Below are 18,567 nucleotides of genomic sequence, written 5' to 3' on the forward strand. Positions count from 1 at the left end.
AAAAAATTATATTTACTCCAAATTCTTGTTAAATATTCTCAAATCATTTACATTCGTCAAAAAAATCCGAAACAATGAATATACACGAATATCAAGCGAAGGAGATTTTGGCTCAGTATGGCGTTAAAGTGCCAAGAGGAATTGTAGCGAATACTCCTGAAGAAGCTGTAGAGGCTGCTAAGAAAATAAAAGAAGAAGTAGATACTCCTGCTTGGGTAGTGAAAGCTCAGATTCATGCCGGCGGTAGAGGTAAAGGCGGTGGTGTTAAGCTTGCTTTTTCTTTAGACGAAGTGAAGCAAAGAGCTGAAGACATCATTGGAATGCAGCTTATAACTCCGCAAACTGGAGCTGAAGGCAAGGAAGTGCATAAGGTGTTGATCACTGAAGATTCTTTCTACAAAGGAGAGAACGAGCCTAAAGAATTGTATATTTCAATCCTTTTGGATAGAGACTCTGGTAGAAATGTAATCATGGCTTCTACTGAAGGTGGAATGGACATCGAAGAAGTAGCTGAAAAAACTCCAGAGAAAATCATCAAGGAGTGGATCGACCCTAGAGTTGGTATTCAAGTTTTTCAAGCTAGAAAAGTTGCTTATAAATTAGGTCTTGAAGGAGCTGCTAACAAAGACATGGTGAAGTTCATCATAGCTCTTTACAGAGCTTATGAAGCTACTGACGCTTCTCAGATTGAGATCAATCCAGCGCTTCAGACATCGGATAACCAAATCCTTGCTTTGGACGCGAAAGTGAATATAGATGATAATGCATTGTACAGACAAAAGAATATTGCTGCAATGCGTGACTTGACCGAGGAGGCTCCTGAAGAAGTTGAAGCTGGAGAGCATGACCTTAACTATGTAAAGCTTGACGGTAATGTTGGTTGCATGGTAAATGGCGCTGGTTTGGCTATGGCTACTATGGATATCATCAAACTTTCTGGCGGAGAGCCTGCTAACTTCCTAGATGTTGGTGGAGGTGCAAATGCTAAGACCGTAGAAGCTGGATTCAGAATTATCATGAAAGATCCAAATGTGAAAGCTATCTTGATCAATATTTTCGGTGGTATTGTAAGATGCGACAGAGTAGCTAATGGTGTTGTTGAAGCTTACAAAAACATTGGTACAATCAATATTCCAATTATTGTGAGATTGCAAGGTACTAACGCTGAAGAAGGCGCTAAGATCATTAATGAGTCAGGATTGAAAGTAGAGTCTGCGATTTTGCTTAAAGACGCTGCTGAAAAAGTAAGAATAGCTGTTTCTGAGGTTAACGCTTAATCTTAGTTGAAGATAATTTTAAAAGGGAATCAATTTGATTCCCTTTTTTAGTTTTTATATTTTTTGTTGATTGAATACATCAGGATACATTGAAGGGTATTCTAATTTTTTGAATTCAAAAATACCTGGAATAATATGTTGCCACGATTCTAGTGATAATTCAAGATTTGTTAAACCGCAAGTTGGTAAAGAGCCTGCTGAGTGTTGAGATAAATTTTCGGATGCGATGGATAAAGCGGGGTTGTGTCCAATGATCAAAATATTATTGTCGTCGTCGTCTTGCGCTTCAATAAGCTTTATGATCTCATTGACGTTGGCGTGATAGAGCTTTGATGATATTTCCAACTTCGATGTAGGGAAATTTATATGTTTTGCAAAGATCACTGCAGTTTGCTGTGTTCGTAGAGCCTCGCTGCATATGATTTTGTTTAGTTTGATGTTTTTATCATCGAAAATTTTGCCCATTGTAAGTGCCTCTTTGGCTCCAAGATGACTAAGCCTTCTTTCTTTATCTTTTTGAAACTGCGAGCTTATAGGTTCCGCATCTCCATGTCTGAGTAAAAATAATTGCTTCATTATTGAGTGTTAAAGAATTGTTGTTCAGAATATTTTTTTTGAAAATACACAAAATTCAAATACAAATGAGATGCAATTTTTAACAATATGATTCAAAATATTACTTCAATGCATAAAAACTAAAAGAATTATAATTTGCTTTTTTTCGAAAAAAAAACGGATATTTGAAGCGATGCATTCGTGATTTTTCTTTGGATGCGGATTTTTGATTGAAATGTAATACCTCTCAATGACCAAAATATTATTTGTAAATGCATAAAAACCTAGTAATTGTTGAGTCCCCGGCTAAAGCTAAAACCATAGAAGGATATCTTGGGAAGGATTTTAAAGTAGTTTCAAGCTATGGACATGTTCGAGACTTAAAGAAAGGAAATAACGCCATAGATATAGAAGGTGGATTTATGCCTACCTATGAGGTTTCGAGTGATAAAAAAGAGGTCATCAAGGAATTAAAGAAATTAAGCAAAGAAGCTGAGTTAATATATCTAGCAAGTGATGATGACCGTGAAGGTGAAGCCATATCGTGGCATTTAAAGGAAGCGTTGAAGCTTAATGATGATAACACTAAAAGGATCGTCTTTAGAGAAATTACTAAAAAGGCAATCTTAAACGCAATAGAGAAACCTAGAGCAATCGACATTGATTTGGTGAATGCTCAGCAGGCAAGAAGAGTGTTGGATAGACTTGTAGGTTTTGAGTTGTCTCCGATTCTTTGGAAAAAGATTAGAACTGGACTGTCCGCAGGAAGAGTGCAGTCGGTAGCTGTGAGGTTGGTAGTTGAAAAGGAGAGGGAGATTGAGGCGTTTGAAGCCGAAAGTTTTTTTAGAGTGTCCGCTATTTTTATTGTTGCGGAAGGAAAAGCGATTAAAGGTGAGTTGCCAATCAAATTCAAGAAAGAGGATGAGGCTTATGAATTTGTAAAGCTTTGCAAAGATGCTAGTTTTAAAATTGATGGCTTGAAAAAGTCTCCAGGCAAGAAATCGCCAACGGCTCCATTCACTACATCAACTTTGCAACAGGAAGCTTCAAGGAAATTAGGTTTTTCTGTGAGTAAAACGATGATGTTGGCTCAAAGACTTTATGAATCCGGTAAGATTACTTACATGCGTACCGATTCTGTGAATTTGTCAGATGAAGCTATTCAAAAAGCTAGTGCCCAAATTACAGGGAATTATGGACCTGAGTACCTTCAAGTGAGAAAATTCAAAACTAAGTCAGAAGGCGCTCAAGAAGCTCACGAAGCTGTAAGACCTACGGATTTCTCAAGCCATACTGTAGACGCGGAATATGATGAGAAGAGGCTTTACGAGCTGATATGGAAAAAAGCTATCTCATCTCAAATGAGCGATGCTAAAATAGAGAAGACTACTGCGACGATCGGAGTGTCTACATCTGATCATCAATTCAATGCAACAGGGCAAGTTGTTACTTTCGACGGCTTTTTGAAAGTGTACACTGAATCTCCTGATGATGATGAAAATACTAGCGAGGACACAAGCAAAATGTTGCCACCATTGCAGATCGGCGATGAATTAGAGCTTAGTGAAATGAAATCCCGAGAATCGTTCTCTAGACCTCCTGCAAGATTCACGGAAGCATCCTTGGTGAAGAAGTTGGAGGAGTTGGGAATTGGTAGACCATCTACATATGCGCCAACGATCTCTACAATTCAAAAGCGTAACTATGTGATCAAGGAGTCAAGAGAGGGCCGAGAAAGATCATATAAAGAGATTGTTTTAAGTGCGAAGAGAGAAATTGAAGTAGCGGATAAAGTTGAGATTACAGGAACTGAAAAAGGTAAATTGTTTCCAACTAATGTGGGGATGGTAGTTACTGACTTTTTGGTTAAGAATTTTCCTAAAGTATTTGAATATTCTTTTACAGCTAATGTGGAGAAAGAATTCGATGAAATTGCTCAAGGCAAACTGGTTTGGAATGGTATGCTTGGGGATTTCTATAATGAATTTCATCCAAAAGTGGAAGCTTCGGAAAATATTGAAAGAGCGGAGATTAATTCTACAAGAGAATTGGGAATAGATCCTGCTTCTGGAGAGAAGATCTATGTTAAGCTTGGTAGGTTTGGCCCTTATGCGCAGATAGGTGAACTAGTGGAAGGAGAGGAGAAACCAAAATATGCTAGCTTGAGGAAAGGACAGTTTATCGAGAGCATTACTTTGGAAGATGCTTTGGAGCTGTTTAAGTTGCCAAGAGATGTCGGAATGTATGAGGATAAAAAGATAGTTGCAGCAATAGGTAGGTTTGGTCCTTATTTAAGGCATGACGGCAAGTTTGTTTCTTTGAAAAAAGAGTACGACCCGCATACTGTGGATGAGGCTACTGCTATTGAATTGATAGAAGCTAAAAGAAAAGCAGATAGAGAGAAATTCATTAAAGACTTTGAGGAAGATGCTGAGATGCAAATTCTGAATGGTAGATGGGGTCCTTATATCAAGTATGGCAAGAAGAATGTGAGACTGCCTAAAGACTTGGAAGACCCAAAGAGTTTGACTTACGAGCAGTGCAAGGAAATTGTTGAAAAAGCTCCTGAGAAGAAAACGAAAGCGAAAAAGAAAACGACGACTAAAAAATAAAAGAAAGCCTCCGTTTGTTTATGACGGAGGTTTTTTGTTCACTTTTAATATTTTGATTTCTTAATTCGTATATTTATTTAAAAATAATATAAAAGTACTTTAAGTATGAAAATCAAATTTTTAGGCCATTCATGTTTTTTTATTGAAGCAAATGGTAAAAATATAATAATAGATCCTTTTGTTAGTCCTAATCCTCAAGCTGCTCATTTGAATATTAATGATATTAAGGTTGATTATATATTATTAACACACGGGCATGAAGATCATATCGCGGATGTTGAAAACGTTTTGAAGAACAACCCTCAAGCAATGATAGTCTCAAATTATGAGATAGTGGTTCATTATGCTAAAAAAGGTTTTGATAAAGGACATCCAATGAATGTAGGAGGGAGTAAAGAATTTGATTTTGGTAAGGTGAAGATGGTCAATGCGATTCATTCAAGCAGTTTCCCTGATGGAAGTTATGCTGGGGTGCCCGCTGGATTTGTGATTGAGTCTGAAGGGAAAGCGATTTATCATGCTGGAGACACTGCTTTGTGCGAAGATATGAAACAGTTAGCCAGTTCTCATCAATTAGATTTGTCAATGTTGCCAATTGGCGATAATTTTACTATGGGGCTTGATGACGCGCTTTTGGCTAGCGATTATATTGGATGCGACAAGTTTGTGGGAATGCATTATAACACATTTCCGCCTATCGAAATTGATTTAGAAAAAACCAAAGAAACGGCTTTAAAAGCTGGAAAAGACTTAGTACTTTTAGGGATTGGAGAGTTCATTAACCTTTAATATTTGAAATGGGGAAAATTATTGCAATAGCGAATCAAAAGGGTGGTGTCGGCAAGACAACGACAGCTATTAATCTTGCGGCAAGTTTAGCCGCTTTAGAGCAAAGGACGTTGATTGTAGATGCGGATCCCCAGGCTAATTCCACTTCAGGAATAGGGTTTAACCCAAAAGAAATTGATCATAGTATTTATGAATGCATGGTTGATGAAGCTACAGCAAATCAAAGTATCAAAAGCACTGATATAAAATACTTGCACTTGCTTCCCTCTAATATCAACTTGGTTGGTGCGGAAGTGGAGATGGTAAGCATGGAAAAACGTGAAGATAAAATGAAAAATGCCCTTGATACGATTAAGGATGATTTTGATTTTATTATAATAGATTGTTCTCCTTCTCTAGGTTTGATTACAATTAATGCTCTCACAGCCGCTGACTCAATAATAATACCTGTTCAATGCGAGTATTTTGCTTTGGAGGGCTTGGGTAAATTATTGAATACGATAAAAATTATTCAATCTCGTTTAAACCCAAAATTGACTATTGAAGGTATTTTATTGACAATGTATGATACCAGATTGAGGTTGTCAAATCAAGTTGTTGAAGAAGTAAGACAACATTTTAAGCAGATAGTATTCGATAGTATAATTCCAAGAAATATCAAGTTAAGCGAATCACCTAGCTTTGGGTTGCCAGCCATAGCTCATGATGGAGCTAGCAAAGGAGCCTTGAGCTATTTGAACTTAGCTAAAGAAATATTGGTGAAGAACAATATTGTCACTGCTTAGATAGATTTAAATTTAAGGATAAATATAGGAACAGAAAGCAATGTGCGCTTTCTGTTTTCTTGTGTATAAAATATATAATTTCTCATTCATGAAAGGGAAAAGAAACGCGTTAGGGAGAGGTTTAGGAGCATTGTTGGAAGATTCTACAATAGAAAAAAGCACGCCAAAGGCAAGTGTTGATAAAGAAGTTTCGACTAGTATAAATTCTATATTAGAGGTTGAGCTATCCAAGATAAAGCCGAATCCTTATCAGCCCAGAACCCAGTTTTCCAAAGAATCGCTTGAGGAGTTGGCAGATTCAATCAAGGTTCAGGGAATTATTCAACCTGTTACTTTGAGGAAAATAAATGATAGCGAGTATCATATTATCTCAGGGGAAAGAAGAGTAAGAGCTTCAGAATTGGCAGGTCTTGAGGCTGTTCCTGCATATATCAGAGAAGCTACCGAGCAACAAATGCTTGAGTTGGCATTGATTGAAAATATTCAGCGAGAGGATTTAAACGCAATTGAAATAGCTATAAGCTATCAAAGGTTGATTGCTGAATGCGGACTGAAATTGGAAGAGCTTGGAGATAGAGTTGGGAAGAAAAGGTCAACTGTAAATAATTATTTGAGATTATTGAAATTGCCGCCGGAGATTCAAGTAGCGCTTAGAGAAAAGAAAATTTCAATGGGACATGCTCGAGCGATTATTAATATAGATAAGATTGATCTGCAGTTAACGATATTCAAGAAGATAATCACGGAAGATTTGTCTGTGAGAAAAGTGGAGCAGTTGGTCAGAGAAATCATGTCAGGCGTTCAAAAACAACCTTCCGCAAAGCAAATGGATCCTGAAAGAGAATATCATATGCAAAGGTTGCAAAAGAAATTAAGTTCTCATTTCGGTACCAAAGTAAATATTAAAGCTGATTCAAATAATAAAGGGGAAATAAAAATACCATTTTTATCTTCAGAAGACTTTAATAGAATAATGGAATTGTTAAATCTTGAATTATAGCATGAGGCTTAAATATTTTTTTGTAGCGTCGATATGTTTGCTCATAATGAGTTTTTCCGCGCTAGCTCAAGAGAAAGAAAAAAAGCAGGAGAATAGCGAAAGCGACACAGAATCAGTTCAAGCAGATACATTGCAATCTGAAAATACTTATTTTAATGAGTATACCCATGAGACTATTGTGCAAGATAAAGACAACTATAAGCTGCCTCCATTGACAGGCAATGATCCCAATAAGGCGGCTTTGTTATCAGCGGCAATACCTGGACTTGGACAAGCTTACAATAAGAGTTATTGGAAGATACCGATTATCTATGGTGGTGGAGCGGTGATAGGCTATCTTATTGCTTGGAATGACCAGAGATATCAATTATACAGAAATGCATTGATAGATGTTTCTAATGGTGATATTGACCCTAGCAACCCTTTGCATAATCAAACAGAAGATAGATTGAATCGATTGGTTGATAACGCAAGAAGAAGTAGGGATTACGCAGTAATATTCATGGCTTTGCTTTACGCTTTGAATATCGTTGAGGCTTATGTTGATGCTAATTTGCAACAATTTGATATAAGCGATAATCTTTCTATGAAAGTAGCCCCCGCAATTAATAGCAGATCTGCGATGCCAATAGGACATAATTCTGAAATGCAAACTGTCGGTTTAAGTCTAAAGTTAAATTTTAAATAAAATGAAAATATTACTTCTAGGATATGGCAAGATGGGTAAAAATATCGAAGCCATAGCATTGGATAGAGGACATGAAGTTGTAGGGAAGATCAATGAAGAGAATATTGATGATCTGAATAATTTCAATGGAGATAATGTGGATGTGGCAATTGAATTTTCAAGGCCAGAAGCTGCATTTGAAAACTGTTTGTATTGCGCTGATAACAATATCCCAGTGGTATCTGGTACTACAGGATGGTTGGATCGTAAAGAAGAAATAGAGACTAAGGTTCAGAACAATAATGGAGCATTCTTCTATGCCAGTAATTACAGTGTAGGTGTGAATATATTTTTCAAAGTGAATAGCTTCTTGGCTAGGCTGATGAATAAGCATCCAGAATATAATGTAAAGCTAGATGAGATACACCATACAGAAAAGTTGGATGCGCCAAGCGGAACGGCAATCACATTAGCCGAAGGTGTGTTGGATGAAGTGGATAGAAAAGAGTCGTGGGTAAATTCGGATACTGAAAAGGTTGAGGAATTGGAGATTGAATCTTTCAGAGAGCCAGGAGTGCCAGGAACGCATAGTGTTTATTATAGCTCTTCAATAGATGAAATTGAAATTAAACATACAGCTCATAGTCGTCAAGGTTTTGCTCTGGGAGCAGTTTTAGTCGCTGAGTGGATTTTGGATAAGAAAGGTGTGTTGTCTATGGATAATTTTATGGATTTTTAACAAATCTGCCTTTTTAGTTTTTTAAATTTTTTATATTCTTGTACACATCCAATTAATAAATAAACAATAATGGCTTTTTGGAAAAAGAAAGATGAGCAAAAAAAGAAAAAATCACCAGCAAAAGAATGGCTTGATGCTATAGTATTTGCTGTCATAGCGGCGACTTTGATCAGGTGGCTTTTCTTCGAAGCATATGTGATTCCTACCCCGTCTATGGAAAGAACTTTATTAGTCGGGGATTATTTGTTTGTAAGCAAGTTTCACTATGGAGCTCGTACTACTTCTACTCCATTGCAGGTGCCTTTGACTCACCAAAAAGTATGGGGAACAGAAATACCTTCTTACTTGGAATGGATCAAAATACCTTCTTTCAGATTGCCGGGAATTTCTGAGGTGAAGCGCAATGATGTTGTTGTTTTCAACTATCCAGTTGAGTTTCAGTATCCAAATGATTTGAAAACCAACTATATTAAGCGTTGCGTCGCGGTTCCTGGAGATACTTTGCAAATAAAGAACCGTATTGTTTTTATAAATGGAGAAAAACAGAATAGTCCGGCTGGTGTTCAGTACCGTTATATTTTAAGAACAACAAATGAGTTAAATGATAGGACGCTTAGAAAATTTAAAATATCAGATTTCGTTGAAATTAACTTGAATACATATTTGGTTCATATCAATCCAGATATTGCTAAAGTATTGGAAGGACAAGACTTTGTTAAGGAGTTGGTTTTATATGAAAGAACTAAAGGAGTGGCTGAAGGAGATATTTTTCCTAATGAAACAGTTTTTCCTTGGAATGCTGATTGGTATGGCCCATTAATGATTCCGGGAAAAGGAATAACTGTTGATTTGACTAATCCTGATAATGTAGTTAAATATGCTTTTACGATTGAGCATTATGAAGGCCACGATGATGTTTCAGTAAAAGACAAGAAACTTTATATCGCAGGAGAGCCTCAAGATAAATATACATTCAAGCAAGACTATTATTTCATGATGGGAGATAATAGGGATAATTCTTTGGATTCGAGGTTTTGGGGCTTTGTTCCAGCTGACCATGTTGTTGGAAAAGCGTCATTTATTTGGATGTCAAGAGACGCTTACGCTGGAGGCTTTGATGCTATTAGATGGAGTCGAATTTTTAATGCGATAAACTAAAAAACAAGTATAAAGATTAAATATCGACAAAAGCCCTTTTCAATTTTGAGAAGGGCTTTTTTTTGTTATTAATGTTGCCAACTTTAAAGCTGATTTGTTGGAATGTTTATTTTTTGAAGGATTTCGGAGAAATGTTTAGGCAGTGGAGCTTTTATGCTTATTTTTTCTTCCTGATTAAAAGGATGAGGAATAATTGTGTGATAGGAGTGAAGCAGTAGGTCATTCATATTGTAATGCTTCATGAATGCTTTGTTTTGCTTGTTGTCTCCATGTTTTTTGTCACCGATAATGTAGTGTCTTATATGGGCGAAATGCTTGCGAAGTTGGTGTGTTCTGCCTGTAATAGGCTCAGCTTCTGCTAAAGTATATCTAGAGGTAGGGAAATTGGGATTGGTGCAAATATTTACTTCGGTTTGATAAAGCGGCTTTACTTGACTTATGGCATCCCTTAATGTTTCATCATATTCATTGTTGATAGGATGATTGATAGTTATTACATCATCAATAAATCCTCTGACTAACGCTAAGTATTTTTTTGTTACTTTTTTATCTTCAAATGATTTTTGCAATGCAGTAGCGCTTTCTTTATTCGTCCCAAAAAGCAGTACGCCGGATGTGGGTCGATCAATTCGATGAAGTGGAAAAACGTGATGGCCGACTTGATCTCTTAGAGTCTGCATGGCAAATATTTTTTCTTGGCGAGCCAATGGAGATCTATGGACAAGCATTCCTTTGGGTTTGTTGATGGCTATCAGGTGCTCATCATAATGCAATATTTCAAGCATTTTAATAGTATTGTTGAGTATTGTAACCATCAACTCTATAAAATTATAGAGTTGAAGGGTTTATCTGTGAGGGTTAATTTGAGTTGAGGATGTTATGGTAAAGAAACTTTTCAGGGTCTTTAATAATTGACTTTGCAGCATCAAGATCTTCTTCCAATAGGTAATCCAATTGATGTTTGTAGATATTTTGCACTTGCTCGGACTTCATGTTAACCAATCTTGGGATCACTTTTTTAGTCGTTGGATCGCTAATGTCATTAAGATAAAGTGGTTCAATATTGCCTATGCTGTCCAAAGCTACTAAGCACCCTGTAGCTCCCTCTGAAAATAGCTTGTAAACACCAAGGCCAAGTTGAGTACACATGTCCAAGTCGTAAGAATTTGGATGGCAACATCTTAGTTCGAAACCAAGTTCAACAGGTCTAGTGTTGACAGGGAGTCCTATTTTTCTGAGCTCTCTTTGAACAAGTGTTTTGAATATATGAGCTTTGCTTATACTGAATAGCTCTGGGTGACCATGTTCGTCATAGGTGAATGTAATCCCTGAATTGATAATTTCCGACTCATCCATGAAATGAAAAATCCCTTCGCTGACTATAGCTGCTCCGTAGTCAAAACCTTGAATTCGCCTTTTGATTATGGATGAAATGATTAGTTTGACAATTTTGTCAAAAGTGATGCTTTGGGATTCAAACATCTCAGGAATGATAATCATAGAGAGATGACTTGAGCTTCCGATTTTTAAAGCCAAATGTCCAGCTTCACGACCCATAGCCGATAAGATGAACCAATTGTGACTAGTTTTGGCATCTTCATAGACAGTTTGAGTGATTTTCACCCCTTCATTGATCGCAGAGTTAAAGCCAAAGGTTGGAACGCCTTCTTTTAATGGCAAGTCATTGTCAATAGTCTTAGGAACATGTATGTTTTGGATTTTTAGCCCCTTTTCTTCAAGGAATAAACGAATTCTGTTTGCCGTGGATGCAGTATCATCTCCTCCTATTGTCACAAGAAGTTTGATGTTTTCTTTTATGAAAAAGTCTTCACTGAATTCTTCATCTTTGGGCTTGTACCTGCTCATCGGCAAAGCTGATCCGCCTCTAAAAGCGATATTTTCTGCAAATTGATGATCCAATTCGTCATACGAAGGATTTTCATCAAATAAAGTTTTATAACCTTGTTTTAAACCAATAACTCTGTATTTATGGCTTAAAAATACTTTTGTGATGGTACTTATTACCGTATTGATGCCTGGTGCGGGGCCACCTCCGCAGAGTATGACTACAGTGTCTTTCATTAATTTTCCAGTCTTAATTTTCTACAAAAATGATGATTTTTTTCTCGGAAAAAAAATGAAATGGCAAGCTGTGTTTAAAGTGCAAATAAGCCTTTGCTAACTAATATTTATAATTTCATTATTACTGATTTCCAACATGCTTTTAGGTACAGATTCTTTAATGCTTTCCTTTAATAGACTGAGCAACTTCATTTTAGCGAAGTTTCTAGTGTAGACTAAACTGATTTCTCTGACAGGGTGAGCACTTGCGCCAATGGACTTTATTTGTGCTCTTCCATTGTCTGGTTCGTCTAGTGTTGCTAAGTCAGGGAGTAGGGTGGCGCCTCCCTCGGTATTTACAAGTTTTTTGAGCGTTTCCAGTGATCCGCTTTCGTATTCAAAGCCACTGTTCCTGCTGTTTTCATTATTTTGATGGCACAGATTAATGGATTGGTTTCTAAAGCAGTTTCCTGATGATAGCAACCACAAGTCGTTAATGCTTATTTCGTTAATTTCTATGAAGTTTTTGTCTTTCAATGAATGGGCTTTATTGACATAAAGTTTGAACTCTTCATAATACAAAGGATCTTCATGTATACCTTGAGTATTTAAGGGTGTAGCAAGTATCCCAGCGTCTAGAGTGTCTTTTTGCAAGGATGAAATGATGTCGTCCGTAATCATTTCTTTTACTGAAAGCTTGATGTTTGGATATTTATTAATGAAACTACCTATGAATTTGGGCAATAGATAAGGCGCAATTGTAGGGATTATTCCAATTTTCAATTCACCACTGACTTGATCTTTGTAATCAAGAATGATGTCGTTGATTTTCTTAGCATTGGCTACGACTGTTCTTGATTGTGCGATTATTTCCTTGCCGACATCTGTAGGAATGATAGGTTGTTTGCTTCGGTCGAATATTATCACCCCGAGTTGCTCTTCTAGTTTTTTGATCTGCATACTTAGCGTTGGCTGAGTGACAAAGCATTTTTCGGCAGCAGTGACAAAGTGTCTATATGTGTCAACAGCAATAATGTATTCGAGTTGGGCGAAAGTAATATTCATTAGTAGCTTTGAATGTTTGGATGTCAAACAATTTGAAAAATAGACTTAATATTAATTGATTTTAAGATTAAGTCATTAATAGTTATTTCAGACTAATTTAGTGGGTAAATCTTTAAGTCCAATAAAAAAAACGGACAATTTTGTCCGTTTTTTTAAAAGCTTTGGTATAATTATCAAAAAGTCTGGCCAGTGTTTATTTCAACCATTTGTCTAGCCATTTGAAATACTCTTTATGCCATATAAGTCCGTTTTGAGGCGATAAAATCCAATGCCCTTCATTAGGGAAATAAAGAAACTTGCTTGGAATGCCTTTTAATTGAGCTGCTTGAAATGCTTGCATTCCTTGTGTCTCAGGTACTCTAAAGTCTTTCCCTCCGTGGATTACCAAAATTGGTGTGTCCCAATTTTCCACATAATCGCTAGGGGAGAATTTTTCATATGATTTTGAAGCGGATTTGTCCCAATATGGACCGCCAATGTCCCAGTTTGCGAAGAACAATTCTTCAGTAGTTCCATACCAACTCTTCAGATCGAAAAGGCCGCAGTGAGAAATAAATGTCTTGAATCTGCCTTCATGAATTCCTGCAAGCATATACACAGAATAACCTCCATAACTCGCTCCGACAGCTCCTAAGTTATTTTCATCCACATATGGCTCTGCAGATACGGCATCAATTGCGGACATGTAGTCTTTCATTGGTTGTCCGCCCCAATCTTTGCTGATCGCTTCGTTCCATTCTGTGCCAAATGAAGGCAATCCTCTTCTGTTTGGCGCTACGATGATGTAATTGTGAGCGGCCATGAGTTGGAAGTTCCATCTGTAGGAGAAGTATTGAGAGATTGTGCTTTGCGGACCTCCTTGGCAATACAATAAGGCAGGATACTTTTTGTTACGATCGAAATTCGGCGGGTAGATTACCCAAGTGAGCATTTTTTTGTTGTCAGTAGTTGTGATCCATCTTTTTTCCACTTTACCAACAGTTACGTTATTAAGCAAATTTTGGTTAGTGAATGTAAGTTGATTTTCCTTACCATTTTTAATGGATACTTTATAGATCTCGCTTGGAGCACTCAGGCTTTGTTTTAAACCAATAAGGGATTTGCCAACTTGTTGAAGAGAAGTGAAGTTATGCTCTCCGCTTGTGATTTGACGAATATCTTTGGCTTTGACATTTCTAAATCCTTCTTTTGGGAATTTGATCTCAAAAAGCTGCTGTGTAGCTTCAATTCCAGTCATGAAAAATACACCTCTTTCCGTTTTGTCCCAGATAAAAGTCTTAACCGTTTCATCAAAATCAGTTGTTAAAGAAGCTCTTTCATTGCTTTTCAAGTCCAATACGATAATTTCATTTTTATCTGACTCATAGCCATTGTGTTTCATGCTAAGCCAAGCGATTTTGTCGCCGCTTTCAGTGAATGAAGGATGCGTGTCGTATCCCATCATTCCAGCGGAAAGATTGGTGGTTTTGCCGGAATTTATGTCATAAAGATATATGTCAGAATTTGTGCTCGTTGCATATTCTTTCCCTGTCAATTTTTTGCAGACATAAGCGATTTTTTTTCCGTCAGGGCTGAAAGTGAAATCCTCTGATCCTCCAAACGGAGTCGTTGGAGTATCATAGGGGCTATTTTCCATAATATCCACCATTTTGCCAATACTTCCATTGGAGTAATCGGCTACATATACATGATTGTGATACGCGTCAGACCAATGATCCCAATGCCTGTACATCAAATCATCGATAACTAGAGCTTCGGCCTTGTCAAGGTCAGGATAAAGATCTTGTGTCGTTTTTTCCGTTTTGGTAGGAATAGCAATTGCGATTTTTTGTTGATTTGGCGAGTAGTTGAACGCTATTATTTTTTTGTCAGTATCGGAAATTTGTGAGACTTGGCTGCCGTCGGGATTCATTTCATGGATTTCCCCTTGCATTAAAAATCCAATTTTTTTACCATCAGGTCGCCATTGCACGTTGTATATGCTGACCTCTTCATTGGAAATTTTTTTTGGATCTCCGCCATTGATGCTGATAGTGTACAATTGATTTTTTCCTTTGTTTTCAGGAATATCATAAGTTGTGATACCGTATAAAATGGTTTTGCCGTCAGGCGAAACTTGCTCGCTATTGACTCTGCCAAGTTTCCAAAGCAATTCTTCGCTAAAAATGTCCTGAGCAAATACCATTGAAGACTGGCTTAAAAAAAGTATAAGTAGTCCTATAAAAGATAAATTTTTGAACATGTGATAAATCTCTATTTTAAATGTTGATAAATTTTAAAGAAAATTAATATAATTTTCTCTTATCTCTAAATGATTCATCATTTTAATCTAATAATTATTAATTCTGTTTAGAAATTAATTGAAAAAAATTTTTATAAATCATTTAATAATTTATATTTAGAAATTAAGCAAATGTTATTTAGAACCCTACAAACATTTTATCATGAATAAAGCACTGATTTATTGCTTTTTAGCATTAATTGGATTTCATAATTCAGTATTTTCTCAGTCACTTTTAAAAGATGGTGACATTTATCGAATTTCAGTTGAAGTAGAAGGGATTTACAAACTTACTCATGGAGACTTAACGAGTTATGGAATTGATTTGAAGAACGAATCAATACATAATATAAGTCTACTATCGAATGGAGGCAGTATGTTGCCGCAGTTGAACTCAATTGAAAGACAAAATGAGTTATATCCTTTGTCTGTAGAATTTGAAGGTATAATTGATGGTAAATGGACAGAAAATAGCTCATTAATTTTTTATGTAGAGCCTTTGGAGACTATTTCTTATAATCAAAGCAAGGATGCTTTTGAAATTGAAAACTATATTTATGATAATAAGAACTATGTGTTCTTGAAGATTGGAGGTGAATCTTCATATACACCTATACAAGTAGAAAATTCAAATAGCGTCACATCTACAATTATAGAAACTACAAGAGCTTATGTGCATTATGAAGAAGATTCGGATTACATTATAGGCTCAGGTAGAGAATGGTATCAAAAAACGTTTTATAAAGAAAGCCATTTCGACGTAAGTTTAAATGTGGAAGGAATTGTTAGGGGAAGCAGGGCTGTTTTGTCTTCTGAAATAGCAAGCAAGAGTAAAGAATCATCAACTGTATACTCGCACGCTGTCAATGGGGTTAATGTAGGGGAGTATACAGTAGGACAGGCAACTTCTTTAGCTTATGGAGATAAAGCAAAATCAAATTCAGGTGAATTTGAATTTTTAGTTCAAAACTCAAATTCATCTTTAAGAATAGATGTAGATTATAAAGGTGACTTATCAAAGCCTAACGGTTATCTGAATTATCTTACTTTGACATTTGATCAATATATCGGATGTTATGAAGGTCAATCGACTTTCATGTTTCAAGATGATATGCCTTCATTAGTGAAAATCAAAAATCCTTCTACGAATTTGCAAGTATGGGACGTTACAGGACATCAAGCCATAAAATTGCCTTATGATAATGAAAACGGAACCTTTCATAGAAGTAGCTCAACGAGGAAAATTGCAATTTTTGATAAAACGCGTTATTTAAGTATTTCGAATATTGAGGAAATTGAGAATCAAAATCTATATAAAAAAGAAAATATAGAATATATTATAATTACTCATAAAGATTTTGCTGATGGAGCTGATCATTTGGCCTCTTTTCATGAAGCTCATAATAACATTTCTGCGAAAGTATTTTATGTTGATGAAATTTACAATGATTTTTCCGGGGGGAGAGTAGATGTTGTGGCAATAAGAGATTTTTTAAGATATCATAATAGAACAAATGATTACTTGAAATATGTTTTGATGTTAGGTAAGGCTTCATTTGATTATCAGGATCAGTCTAATGGGGTGAATAAAAGTATTGTGCCGACTTATGAGTCAAGAGAGTCGTTTCATAATATAACAAGTTACGCATCCGATGATTTTTATGTCTTGTTAGAAGATCACGAAGGAGAATGGAGAGAAAGGCAAATAAATCAGTATGAAACATTGGATTTGGCAATTGGTCGTCTGCCAGTTAGTAATAATCAGCAAGTGGTGGATTACTTGGAAAAGATGACAAATTATGTGACAGGCCCTGGTTCTCAAGGTAGTTGGAAGAGAAATTTCACATTTGTCGCGGATGAAGGTGATGACAATAAGCATGAGGAGCAGTCTACAGCTTTAGCGGATGCGATTCAGCAAAATGTGGATGGGGCGGTAGTGAATAGGATGCTTTTGAAGGATTACTCACGAGATGATGCTAATCCAACGATGAGGCAATATATTAATTCCGGAACTTTGTTTTTGGATTATATCGGACATGGAGGTGAGACTTCTTGGGCAGCTAAGAATGTGTTTAATATTAAAGATCTGGAAGAGTGGGATAATGAGAATAATCTTCCAATTATTGTAGCTGGAACATGTAAGTTTGCTACATATGATAACCCTTGGAAAGTTGGAGGTTCGGGAGCTGAACAAGTTGTTATGAAAGAGAAAACAGGAGCTATTGCGGCAGTGAGTAGTTCCAGGTCGGCATATAGTTCAACAAGTTACGCCATGAGCAAATCATTGTATGATATTTTGATTCAGAATTATGGCGTTGATGGGTTTAGATTGGGAGACTTATTTAAGCTTACTAAGAATCAGAATAATGCAATGGTTAATGCAAGAAGCTTTGTGTTGATTGGTGATCCGGCTATTTCATTTTCATTGCCTGAGTTTAATGTCAATGTAGAAACTTTGGACGGTCAGGCTGTGGATGCCGAGGTTAGTGTTAAAGAAAGTCAAATATATACGATTCGTGGAAGTGTATTGAATAACAATACTATTTTGAATTCTTTCGATGGAAATGTTGAATTAAAAATTTTCTCAGAAGATGGGAATACTTTGCTATCAAATACTTCTGGAGTTATTGAGAATGGTTTGTTTGCTGTTCAATTTTTGCTTTCCGAGACTGGGTTGCCAAATGGAGAAGTTTTAAAATTGAAATTTTACGCTAACTCAGAAGATGGAAAAGAGGCTGTGGGAAGCATTGACTTGAATTATGAAAGTGCGAGTTCTCCTGATTTGAAAGATGAGGAGCCTCCTTTGGTTGTCGCAGATATATTAGAAATTAATAAAGAGGAAGAATATGTTTTATTCCGAGTGAGTATTACTGATAATGTCAGTATACAGTCGGGTGACTCGGAGACAGATTATTTAAGATTGGAAATTGTCAGGAATGATGAAGTGGAAGAGTTGTCGTTGGTGAAACATTATGTTAGTGAGGGGATAAATAAGGGATATATAGAATATAAAGCATTTTATGTAGAGGAATACTTTGAGGAAAATAGAATATTTCAGTTTTTCGCTTATGATATGGGCGGGAATGAGGGGGCCCAAACTGTTATTGTGAAACCTGAAATGGTACTTAAAGATGTTGAATTAAAATTTATAGTTGATTTTTCGATTAATAGAAATGATTCAAAAAAGAGCTTTTTGAATATATATTCGCCTGATACATCTGAGTTGACACTGGAATATACATTATTTGATTTGACAGGAAAAAAAATAGAGTCGAATGAGGTTGTTTTAAATGGAGAGAACTTGAATAACAAATTTTATTTTGATGACTTAATTAAATCTCACCTTAGAAATGGAATATATGTGTTTAAAGCAGTGGTAACAACGCAGAGTTCTGGTAATCAAATAATTAAGTCAAGTAAATTAATAATCAATCAATAGTTGATCGATTTTCATTAACTATCTGTTAAAATAAATGTAAGGTTTGTAAACCAAAAATTAGCTTTTGGTTTACAAACCTTTTTTTTTATCATTTTTACTTCAAGGTGCCATAATATTGGGATTAATGGTTGTTGCTAAA

Annotated in this window: 14 protein-coding genes; 9 read left to right on the forward strand and 5 right to left on the reverse strand. The window is 36.1% G+C overall.

The features are described from left to right. Window positions 1–74: 74 nt before the first annotated feature. Window positions 75–1,277 (forward strand): ADP-forming succinate--CoA ligase subunit beta, encoded by a 1,203-nt coding sequence (gene sucC, locus AABK36_RS09130; protein WP_309939629.1) that lies wholly within the window; start codon window positions 75–77, stop codon window positions 1,275–1,277. A 54-nt stretch (window positions 1,278–1,331) separates the two neighbouring features. Here sucC and AABK36_RS09135 read toward each other — a convergent pair whose 3' ends face one another. Continuing rightward, window positions 1,332–1,853 (reverse strand): SixA phosphatase family protein, encoded by a 522-nt coding sequence (locus AABK36_RS09135; RefSeq protein WP_309939630.1) that lies wholly within the window; start codon window positions 1,851–1,853, stop codon window positions 1,332–1,334. Window positions 1,854–2,104: 251 nt separating this feature from the next. Between AABK36_RS09135 and topA the strand changes: the two genes are divergently transcribed. The 7 genes from topA (at window position 2,105) to lepB (ending at window position 9,582) form a co-directional block, all read left to right on the forward strand. Continuing rightward, window positions 2,105–4,444 (forward strand): type I DNA topoisomerase, encoded by a 2,340-nt coding sequence (topA, locus tag AABK36_RS09140; RefSeq protein ID WP_309939632.1) that lies wholly within the window; start codon window positions 2,105–2,107, stop codon window positions 4,442–4,444. Window positions 4,445–4,549: 105 nt separating this feature from the next. After that, on the forward strand, window positions 4,550–5,233 hold the full coding sequence (locus tag AABK36_RS09145) for a metal-dependent hydrolase (RefSeq protein WP_309939633.1): 684 nt from the start codon (window positions 4,550–4,552) through the stop codon (window positions 5,231–5,233). A gap of 8 nt (window positions 5,234–5,241) precedes the next feature. Then, window positions 5,242–6,018, forward strand: coding sequence for a ParA family protein (locus tag AABK36_RS09150; RefSeq protein ID WP_309939635.1), 777 nt, complete (start codon window positions 5,242–5,244; stop codon window positions 6,016–6,018). Window positions 6,019–6,106: 88 nt separating this feature from the next. Next, on the forward strand, window positions 6,107–7,018 hold the full coding sequence (locus tag AABK36_RS09155; protein WP_309939636.1) for a ParB/RepB/Spo0J family partition protein: 912 nt from the start codon (window positions 6,107–6,109) through the stop codon (window positions 7,016–7,018). Between the two features lie 46 nt (window positions 7,019–7,064). Then, window positions 7,065–7,706, forward strand: a complete 642-nt coding sequence (locus AABK36_RS09160; RefSeq protein ID WP_309939638.1) for a DUF5683 domain-containing protein — start codon at window positions 7,065–7,067, stop codon at window positions 7,704–7,706. A 1-nt stretch (window position 7,707) separates the two neighbouring features. Continuing rightward, a complete protein-coding gene (gene dapB, locus AABK36_RS09165; RefSeq protein ID WP_309939640.1) occupies window positions 7,708–8,424 on the forward strand; it encodes a 4-hydroxy-tetrahydrodipicolinate reductase in 717 nt (238 codons plus the stop codon). Between the two features lie 69 nt (window positions 8,425–8,493). Continuing rightward, entirely contained in the window at window positions 8,494–9,582 is a 1,089-nt protein-coding gene (gene lepB / locus AABK36_RS09170) for a signal peptidase I (RefSeq protein ID WP_309939642.1), read from the forward strand. Between the two features lie 83 nt (window positions 9,583–9,665). On the opposite strand, the gene AABK36_RS09175 is transcribed toward lepB, so the two are convergent. From AABK36_RS09175 to dpp5, 4 genes are all read right to left on the reverse strand, one after another. Then, entirely contained in the window at window positions 9,666–10,367 is a 702-nt protein-coding gene (locus AABK36_RS09175) for a pseudouridine synthase (RefSeq protein WP_309939643.1), read from the reverse strand. 73 nt (window positions 10,368–10,440) lie between these two features. Beyond that, window positions 10,441–11,664 carry a 6-phosphofructokinase gene (locus AABK36_RS09180; RefSeq protein ID WP_309939645.1) on the reverse strand — a complete coding sequence of 408 codons (1,224 nt, stop codon included), beginning with the start codon at window positions 11,662–11,664 and terminating at the stop codon, window positions 10,441–10,443. Window positions 11,665–11,760: 96 nt separating this feature from the next. Continuing rightward, a complete protein-coding gene (locus AABK36_RS09185; RefSeq protein ID WP_309939647.1) occupies window positions 11,761–12,708 on the reverse strand; it encodes a hydrogen peroxide-inducible genes activator in 948 nt (315 codons plus the stop codon). 193 nt (window positions 12,709–12,901) lie between these two features. Further along, window positions 12,902–14,893, reverse strand: coding sequence for a dipeptidyl-peptidase Dpp5 (gene dpp5, locus AABK36_RS09190; protein ID WP_309939648.1), 1,992 nt, complete (start codon window positions 14,891–14,893; stop codon window positions 12,902–12,904). Between the two features lie 259 nt (window positions 14,894–15,152). On the opposite strand from dpp5, the gene porU reads away from it, so the two are divergent. Beyond that, complete coding sequence (porU, locus tag AABK36_RS09195; protein WP_309939649.1) at window positions 15,153–18,428, forward strand: type IX secretion system sortase PorU; 3,276 nt, start codon at window positions 15,153–15,155, stop codon at window positions 18,426–18,428. The last annotated feature ends 139 nt before the right edge of the window (window positions 18,429–18,567 follow it).

The sequence above is a fragment of the Aureibacter tunicatorum genome (assembly GCF_036492635.1).
GTDB classification, from domain to species: Bacteria; Bacteroidota; Bacteroidia; order Cytophagales; family Cyclobacteriaceae; genus Aureibacter; species Aureibacter tunicatorum.